We start from the raw sequence: 8,655 nt of genomic DNA, 5'->3' as shown, positions 1-8,655 counted from the left end.
CCGCGCCGTAGTGCCACACGGTTGGTGGCGCCGGTCGGGCTGTGTGGGGGGAGGGTGCGCTCCGCGCCGTAGTGCCACACGGTTGGTGGCGCCGGTCGGGTTGTGTGGGGGGAGGGTGCGCTCCGCGCCGTAGTGCCACACGGTTGGTGGCGCCGGTCGGGCTGTGTGGGGGCAGGGTGCGCTCCTTGCCGTAGTTCCACACGTCCGTGTGCGGTGGGGCCGGAACTGTGGATGGTGGCGGGGGCGTAGAGGCGGCAGCGTGTCCGATAACGGCCGATTGGCGCGGTCCGGTCCGTCCCGAGTGCCGCGATCTTGGAGGCTGCGGCGAATCTTGGAGCGAAACTGCCCTCCTGGGGGCCGTCCGCCTCCAAGATTTGCTTCCGGCTCCAAGATCTGACGTCGGGCAGACGCGCGGGTGCCGGGATGGTCGGGATTGTCCCCGTTCGGCGCGACCTTCCGCCGACCGCATCGGCGCATCGGCGCATCGGCGCAGCGGGGCTGCGGGGCTGCGTTGCAGCGGTGGCGCTCCAGTGGAGCGCTCCAGTGGAACGCCAGTGTGGTTATCCGGGCGGAAAAGCGACGTTGGTGTTCCACTGGTGATGATCAAGGGCCGCAGTGCGGGGACGAGGCGGTGCCGATCAGGGTTGGTCGGCCTCGGCTGTCGGGGGACGGCGCTGTTCCGGGATCGCCGGATGGGTCTCGTCCGTCTCGTCGGGCGGCCGCTCCACGTCGAGCACGCTGCGGGGCCCGGGAACAGCGGCCGGGTCCTTGCGTACCGAGATCGCCTGGGTCTGCTCGCCGTGTTCGCGAGCCTCCTGCGCCGCCCGCTCGTCGAACGCCTGCCGGGCGCGCTCCTGTGCCGCACGGTCCCGGAACGCCTGCCGCGCCCGTTCCTGGGCGGCCCGGTCATGGGCCGCCTGGGCGGCGGCGCGGGCCTGGATATCGAGCTGGGGGCGGGCGATGATCTGGGTACGTTCACCCGGCCCGATGATCCGGGTGGTCTCGCCCGTTCCGGGTTCGTAGGCGTGGTCGGTGTCGTGCGAACGGGCCGCGGCGAGGCGGATGACCTGCGTCTTCTCCTCGTCGTCCGGGTGCGGATCGACGTGCGGGGTGAGCGGTTCGGTGGCTTCCTCGGCCGCACCGGGGCCCTTGTCTAACAAGTCCGACTTGTCCGATGGGGTGGTGTCGCGGGATGGTGTCGCTGCGACGGCTGGGGGCGCCGCAGCACCCGTCTCTGCGATCGCCGTGGTGGGCTGGTCCGCCTCCGCCACGGCGACGGTCGGCTCGTTCGTCTCCGTCACGGCGACGGTCGGCTCGTCCGCCTCCGCGATGGCGACGGCGGCGGTCGGCTCGTCCGCCTCGGCGATGGGTGCGATCGGGTCGTCGTTCTGCGTTGCGGCGGTGGTGGGTTCGTCGGTCTCGGCGGAGGGCTCGTCCCTGTCTGTCAAGGCGGTGGTGGGCTCGTCCGCCGCGATTTCGCCGGTCGGCCCGAGGCCCGCCGTCGGTTCGTCGCTCCGCGGGGGAGTGGGTTCGCCGTCCCGCGAGAGAAGAGTGGTGGGTTCCTCGGCCGAGACGAGAGTGGTGGTCGGCTCCTCGACCGCGGAGAGGGCGGCGGTAGGTTCCTCGGCCCGGGAGATGACGGTGGTCGGCTCGTCGGCCTGCCCCGAGCCGCCTGTCCGCAGAACGGTGGTCGCTTCCTCGGCCGGCGGCGACACCCGGGCCGGCACCGGCGCCGGAGGAGCAGGCGCGTCCGCCGGTGGGGGGATCACCTGAGTGTGGTCGTCCGAGCTGATCAGCGTGGTCCGCTCCGCCGCGATCGGCGTACCCGCCACCGCCGCCTTGCCGCGCGCCCGGCCGAGCGTGCCGATCAGCGGCAGTTCCGGGGGCTCGTACCGGGCCCAGCGGCGTGCGCTCAGTGCCGTGCACAGCAGTGGCACGGCCAGCAGGACGGCGAGGGCGTACCCGGGCCGGCTGAGGTCGAAGCCCTCCCGGGTCACGCCGGCCGGCCACACCCCGGCGTAGGAGTCCGGCGCGGTCAGGCCCCAGAGGCCGACGCCGAGGAAGATCAGGCCGGTCAGGGTGGGGCCGGCGGGGGAGAGCGGCGAGAGCAGCAGGATGGCGTACCCGGTGCCGGCCAGCAGGAGCAACAGCGCCGCGGTGATCGTCTCGAGGGAGCCGCCGGCGTCCCGGGCGCGGCCGGTCAGGTCCTGGGTGAGGCCGACGCCGCTGAGGATCCACACCGCCGGGCCGAGGACGAGGGCGTACAGAATCGACCTGAGGTGGCGCAAGGTTCTCTCCCGGTGGCTCGCTCGCCCCCGGACCGTACCCGGACCAGGCAACGACGGGAAAGCTCATCCGTACCGTGAGCACCATGAACGATCTCGACGGCCGTCCCACGGCGCATTCCCGGGTCACGCTCAGCCGGATCATGACGGCGATCGACGTGAACCTGTACGGCACGGTGCACGGCGGGGTGTTGATGAAGTTCGTGGACGACGTGGCCGGGGCGGCGGCGGCCCGGCACAGCGGTGGCACGGCGGTGACCGCGGCGATCGACGAGATCGTGTTCGCCGAGCCGGTGCGGGTGGGTGACCTGGTGCATGCGTACGCGCAGGTGAACTGGACCGGCAGCAGTTCGATGGAGGTCGGCGTGAAGCTGGCCGCGGAGCGCTGGGACACCGCGGGCGGGGTGCCGCTGACCGTGGCCACCGCGTACCTCGTGTTCGTGGCCGTGGATGTCTCCGGTCATCCCCGGCCGGTGCCGCCGGTGGTGCCGGAGACCGGCGAGGACCAGCGCCGGTTCCGGGAGGCGATCATCCGGCGGGAGCACCGCCTGGCCCGCCGCACCGCCATCCAGCAGGCCCGGGCGGACCCACCTGAAACATCATTAAGGTAAGGGCATGACGGGCAGAGTGTTGTGGACGCCGCCTGCCGACGCGGCGGAGAAGTCCCGGATGGGCCGCTATCTGAGCTGGTTGCGGCAGGAGCGCGGCGTCGACGTCACCGACTACCCGGGTCTCTGGCAGTGGTCGGTCACCGATCTGCCCGCCTTCTGGCGCTCGATCTGGGACTACTTCGAGATCATCGCGCACACCGAACCGACCGCCGTGCTGGGCGACGACACCATGCCGGGGGCGAGCTGGTTCCCGGGCGCCACGCTGAACTACGCCGAGCACGTACTCCGGATGCCCGGTGTGGCCGACGACGAGCCGGTCGTGTTCGCGTACTCGCAGACCCGGAGCCCGGCCACGCTCACCGCCCGGCAGCTGCGCGAGGAGGTCCGGCGGGTCCGGGCCGGGCTGAAGGGTCTGGGCGTCGGCCCGGGCGACCGGGTCGCGGCCTACGCGCCGAACATCCCGGAGACCTACGTGCTGATGCTGGCCACCGCCAGCCTGGGCGCGGTCTTCTCGTCCTGCGCGCCGGAGTTCGGCACCCGCAGCGTCACCGACCGCTGGCAGCAGATCGAGCCCCGGGTGCTGGTCGCGGTGGACGGCTACCGGTACGGCGACAAGGCGGTCGACCGGCGCGCCGAGGTGGCCGAGATCCGGGCCGCGCTGCCGTCGGTGGAGCACGTGGTGACGATCGGCTACCTGCATGCCGGCGGCGACTGGGCCGACCTGGGCGGCGACGACCCGCTGGAGTTCGCTCCGGTGCCGTTCGCGCATCCGCTGTACGTGCTCTACAGCTCCGGCACCACCGGCCTGCCGAAGCCGATCGTGCACGGCCACGGCGGCATCCTGCTCGAACACCTGAAGATGCTGGCGCTGCACCACGATCTGGGCCCGGGGGACCGGTTCTTCTGGTTCACCACCACCGGCTGGATGATGTGGAACTTCCTGGCCAGCGGCCCGGCGGTGGGCTCGGCCATCGTGCTGTTCGACGGCAACCCCGGCTTTCCCGACCTGTCCACGCTGTGGACGCTGCCGGACGTCACCTACCTCGGGGTGTCCGCGCCGTTCCTGATGGCGTGCCGCAAGGCCGGCCTGGCGGTGGAACAGCGGTCGATCCGGGCGATCGGCTCGACCGGCGCGCCGTTGCCGCCGGAGGGCTTCGCCTGGGTGTACGACGCGGTCGGCCCGAACCTGCAGCTGCAGTCGCTGTCCGGCGGCACCGACGTGTGCACCGGGTTCGTCGGCGGCGCGCCGCTGCTGCCGGTGACCGAGGGCGCCATACCGTGCCGGTGTCTGGGCGCGAAGGTGGAGGCGTTCGACGCCGCGGGCCGGCCGGTGACCGGTGAGCTGGGCGAGCTGGTCATCACGGCGCCGATGCCGAGCATGCCGGTCGGTTTCTGGAACGACCCGGACGGCCGGCGCTACCGGGAGGCGTACTTCGAGGTCTACCCGGGGGTCTGGCGGCACGGCGACTGGATCACCATCGCCGAGGACGGCAGCTGCGTGATCACCGGCCGGTCCGACGCCACCCTGAACCGGGGCGGCGTCCGGCTGGGCACCGCCGAGTTCTACACGGTCGTCGAGGGCATCGACGGGGTACTGGACTCGGTCGTCGTGCACCTCGACGCCGACGGCGACGAGCTGCTGCTGTTCGTGGTGCTCGCGGACGGGGTGGAACTCGACGACGAGCTCCGCGGCCGGATCCGGCGCGAGCTGCGTGCCGCGCTGTCGCCGCGGCACGTCCCGGACGAGATCCATCAGGTACGCGCGGTGCCCCGCACCCTGTCGGCGAAGAAGCTGGAGGTGCCGGTGAAACGGATCCTCACCGGCACCCCGTCGGAGTCCGCGGCGGCCCGGGGCGCACTGGCCAACCCGGAGTCGCTGACCGCGTTCGAACGGTTGGCCGCGTCCCGGGCCGCCGCCTCAGGCCAGGGTGTGGGTGACCCGCTCGGCTGAGACCCGGTCCGGCACCTTCGCGGCGTCCAGGTGGGCGCAGAGCACGATGCTGGCGCCGGCCGCGAGCGGGGCGAGCAGCCAGTCGGCCGGGTCCGGATGGGCCCGGGCGTCGATCAGGACCCGGGCGCCGGCCGCCAGGCCCAGCGCGGCGGCCCGTTCGGTCGCCGCGCGCATCGCGTCCGCGTGGCTCCGCGGCCCCGCCCCGGCGAACGCCGGGGCGTCCGGACCGACCGGCCGGGTCGCCCGAAAGTGGTCCCCGTAGTTCCGGACTTCAGTCGGATAGTCGACAGAACCCGGCGGTACGTCGCGCAGCGGCATGGCGAGCGGCAGCAGCCCGGTGACGTACCGGTCGCCGGCCGACCAGGCGCCCGCCGCGTCGGCGTCGGGCGTGCTGAACAGCACGTCCACCGGTTGGGGTGGGCCGCCGACCTGCACCGCCAGCCCCGCCGCCCAGGCGCCGAGCAGCACCGCGGCGGTCTGCCAGTGCGGCGGCAGCAGCACCCCGGCGGTGTCTCCGGCGCCCAGCCCGGCGCCGTCGACCAGTAGGTTCGCGGTCTTCGCCAGCCAGTTGTCCAGAGTGGCCCCGGACAGTTCGGTGCGGTCGCCGGTGGCGTCGTCGTACCAGGTCAGCAGCGGCGTGGTGGGCTCGCGCCGGACGGCCGCGGCGAACGCGGCGGGAATCGTCGTCTCCATCACCACCGACCCTAGCCTTGTGACGCTGTGTGACGGAATCTGAACGCGCCGGGAAGGTTGCCTCGCGTTCCGGCGAACTGCCCCTATGGACCGGTGTCGCGGTCAGCACGACGATGCATCTCCGGCGTACGCTTGCGAGTGGTTTGGCCCACATGCCGAGTCGATACGCCGAGACGCCAAGGAGTTGCCTCGTGACCGCCGGTCGCCCCCCGCGAGTGCTCGTCGACGCCACCAGCGTTCCCGCTGACCGAGGCGGTGTCGGCCGATACGTCGACGGACTGCTCGGTGCACTCGGCCAGCTCGGCTCCGACCGGATCGACGTGGCCGTGGTGACCCAGCGCACGGATGCGGAGCGTTACGCCCGGATGCTCCCGACCGCCGAGGTCATCTCCGGTCCCTCGGCCGTCGCGCACCGCCCCGCCCGCCTGGCCTGGGAGCAGACCGGCCTGCCGCTGCTCGCCCAACAGGTCGGGGCGCAGGTGCTGCACTCACCGTTCTACACCTGCCCGCTGCGGGCCGGCTGCCCGGTGACGGTGACCGTGCACGACGCCACGTTCTTCACCGAGCCGGAGCACTACGACAACACCAAGCGCACGTTCTTCCGCAGCGCGATCAAGACGTCGCTGCGCCGCGCCGCCCGGGTCATCGTGCCCAGCAAGGCCACCCGGGACGAGCTGATCCGACTGCTCGACGCGGACCCGACCCGGATCGACGTGGCCTACCACGGTGTCGACCCGGCGGCGTTCCACGCGCCCACCGAGGAGGAGAAGGCCCGGGTGCGGGCGCGCCTCGGGCTGACCGACGCCGGCTACGTCGCCTTCCTCGGCGCCAAGGAGCCGCGCAAGAACGTACCCAATCTGATCCGCGGTTGGGCCCGCGCGGTGGCCGACTGGCCCCGCCCGCCCGCGCTGGTCCTGGCCGGCGGCCAGGGTCACGACGACGACATCGACCGCGCGGTGGCCGAGGTGCCGTCGCACCTGCGGCTGCTGCGCCCCGGCTACCTGCGCTACGCCGACCTGCCCGGCTTCCTCGGCGGTGCGCTGGTGGCCTGCTACCCGTCCTTCGGCGAGGGCTTCGGCCTGCCCATCCTCGAGGCGATGGCCTGCGCCACGCCGGTACTGACCACGCCGCGGCTGTCCCTGCCCGAGGTGGGCGGCGACGCGGTCGCCTACACCACCGAGGACCCGGACCGGATCGCCGAGGACCTGGCCGACCTACTGCACGACGAGCCCCGCCGGGTCACCCTCGCGAAGGCCGGCTTCGACCGAGCGAAGGAGTTCACCTGGGCCTCCAGTGCCGAGGTGCACGTCAACACGTGGACCCGGGTGTCGGCCAGTCAGGCGGCGTGAGCCTCGTTACACTCGGTGCACATGAGTGAGGAACCGGGCGGACTTTACGCCGTTATCCCCGCAGGTGGCAGCGGCACCCGCCTCTGGCCGTTGTCCCGTGCCGGTCACCCCAAGTTCCTGCATCCGCTGACCGGCACGGACGCGTCGCTGCTCCAGGCCACGGTCACCCGGCTCGAACCGCTGTCCGCGCCCGATCACGTCTACGTGGTCACCGGCGTCTCGCACGCCGCCGCGGTGTCCCGGCAGCTCTCCGGCGTACCGGAGGAGAACATCCTGGTCGAGCCGTCGCCCCGGGACTCCTGCGCGGCCATCGCGCTGGCCGCCGCGGTGATCGCCCGGCACGACCCGGAGGCGGTCATGGGCTCGTTCGCCGCCGACCACCTGATCGCCGACAGCGCCAGCTTCATCGAGGTGATCCGCCAGGCGATGGCCGGGGCGCGGCAGGGCCTGCTGATGACGCTCGGGATCACCCCGACCAGACCCGAGACCGGGTACGGGTACGTGCAGTGCGGCGGCCCGGTCGCGGACGGCGACGTGCTCGCGGTCGAGGAGTTCAAGGAGAAGCCGTCGTACGACGTCGCCGAGATGTACGTGAAGTCCGGCAACTACCTGTGGAACGCCGGCATGTTCGTCTGGCGGGTGGACGTGTTCCTCGCCGAGCTGTCCCGGCAGCAGCCGCAACTGGCGGCCGGGATCTCCCGGATCGCGCAGGCCTGGGACACCCCGGCCCGCGAGGAGGTGATCGGCGAGGTGTGGCCGACGCTGCCCCGGATCTCGGTGGACTACGCGGTCATGGAGGGCGCGGCCACGGTCGGCCGGGTCGGCACGGTCCCCGGCGACTTCGGCTGGAACGACGTCGGCGACTTCCACACCCTCGGCGAGGTGCTCACCGCCGACTCGGCCGGCAACGTGGTGGTCGGACACGACCCCTCGGCGAAGCTCGGCGTGCTGCTGCGCGAGACCGAGGGCCTGGTCGTGGTGCCCAACTCCGGCCGGCTGGTGGCCGCGCTCGGGGTCCGCGACCTGATCATCGTGGACACGCCGGACGCGGTGCTGGTGTGCCCGCGGGACCGGGCCCAGGAGGTCAAGCACATCGTCGACGAGCTGAAGGACAAGGGCGAGCTGGGGTACGTCTGATCCCCGGCGCGCGGGTCAGCGCCGGTCGCGGGCGATCCGGGCCAGGGCCGCCGCCAACTGGCCGGTGACGCCGTCGGCCAGCGGGCTGGGCAGGGCGTCCGGCGCGAACCACCCCAGCGCCGACGACTCGTCGCTGACCTGTTCCACCGCACCGGCCGGCGCCACCGCCAGGAACCGCACGTCGTAGTGGTGCGTCGGCCCGGCGGGTTCCCCCTCGGCCGGCCGGCACCGCACCGGATGGATGTCCACGTCGATCGGCTCCGGGTCGAGCCGCAGCCCGGCGATCCCGGACTCCTCGGTCGCCTCCCGCAACGCCGCCGCGGCCAGCGTGGCGTCGCCCGCCTCGCAGTGCCCGCCGACCTGCATCCACATGTTCATCCGGCCGTGCAGGCACAGCAGCACCCGACCGTCGGCACCGACGATCATCGTGCTGGCCGTGACGTGCCCGGCGCGGTGCGCCCGGGTCACCGCGGCCGGGCCGTCGGTGAGCAGCTTCAGGGTCCGCCGCCGGGCGTCGTCCGCCTCCGGCGAGGTGGCGGCCCAGCCCTCCAGCAGAGGTACGGCGTCCGCATACAGCTCCGCGCTCATGTCGTCCCCTCGCCCCTGGATTCGCCCGGTCCGGCCAGCGT

Annotated in this window: 7 protein-coding genes; 4 read left to right on the top strand and 3 right to left on the bottom strand. The window is 72.8% G+C overall.

Annotation, left to right across the window (positions count from 1 at the left end; all coding sequences use genetic code 11):
* Positions 1–638: 638 nt before the first annotated feature.
* Positions 639–2,288, bottom strand: coding sequence for a hypothetical protein (locus tag LDL48_RS22405; RefSeq protein ID WP_225257152.1), 1,650 nt, complete (start codon positions 2,286–2,288; stop codon positions 639–641).
* An 83-nt stretch (positions 2,289–2,371) separates the two neighbouring features.
* Between LDL48_RS22405 and LDL48_RS22400 the strand changes: the two genes are divergently transcribed.
* Positions 2,372–2,896, top strand: a complete 525-nt coding sequence (locus tag LDL48_RS22400; protein ID WP_225257151.1) for an acyl-CoA thioesterase — start codon at positions 2,372–2,374, stop codon at positions 2,894–2,896.
* A gap of 4 nt (positions 2,897–2,900) precedes the next feature.
* On the top strand, positions 2,901–4,847 hold the full coding sequence (locus LDL48_RS22395) for an acetoacetate--CoA ligase (protein WP_225257150.1): 1,947 nt from the start codon (positions 2,901–2,903) through the stop codon (positions 4,845–4,847).
* On the opposite strand, the gene LDL48_RS22390 is transcribed toward LDL48_RS22395, so the two are convergent.
* Complete coding sequence (locus tag LDL48_RS22390; RefSeq protein WP_225257149.1) at positions 4,815–5,540, bottom strand: TIGR03089 family protein; 726 nt, start codon at positions 5,538–5,540, stop codon at positions 4,815–4,817. The genes LDL48_RS22395 and LDL48_RS22390 overlap by 33 nt on opposite strands.
* Before the next feature lie 191 nt (positions 5,541–5,731).
* Here LDL48_RS22390 and LDL48_RS22385 point away from each other — a divergent pair, with 191 nt between their 5' ends.
* The gene (locus tag LDL48_RS22385) at positions 5,732–6,889 is read left to right on the top strand and encodes a glycosyltransferase family 4 protein (RefSeq protein WP_225257148.1); all 1,158 of its coding nucleotides are present in this window, start codon (positions 5,732–5,734) and stop codon (positions 6,887–6,889) included.
* Positions 6,890–6,910: 21 nt separating this feature from the next.
* Positions 6,911–8,026 carry a mannose-1-phosphate guanylyltransferase gene (locus tag LDL48_RS22380; RefSeq protein ID WP_225257147.1) on the top strand — a complete coding sequence of 372 codons (1,116 nt, stop codon included), beginning with the start codon at positions 6,911–6,913 and terminating at the stop codon, positions 8,024–8,026.
* 15 nt (positions 8,027–8,041) lie between these two features.
* On the opposite strand, the gene LDL48_RS22375 is transcribed toward LDL48_RS22380, so the two are convergent.
* Positions 8,042–8,614, bottom strand: a complete 573-nt coding sequence (locus tag LDL48_RS22375; protein ID WP_225257146.1) for an NUDIX hydrolase — start codon at positions 8,612–8,614, stop codon at positions 8,042–8,044.
* Between the last annotated feature and the right edge of the window lie 41 nt (positions 8,615–8,655).

Source organism: Jidongwangia harbinensis, assembly GCF_020216025.1.
Lineage (GTDB): Bacteria > Actinomycetota > Actinomycetes > Mycobacteriales > Micromonosporaceae > Actinoplanes > Actinoplanes harbinensis.
The sequence above is the reverse complement of the archived record's forward strand: the minus strand, read 5'-3'. Positions and strand labels throughout refer to the sequence as shown.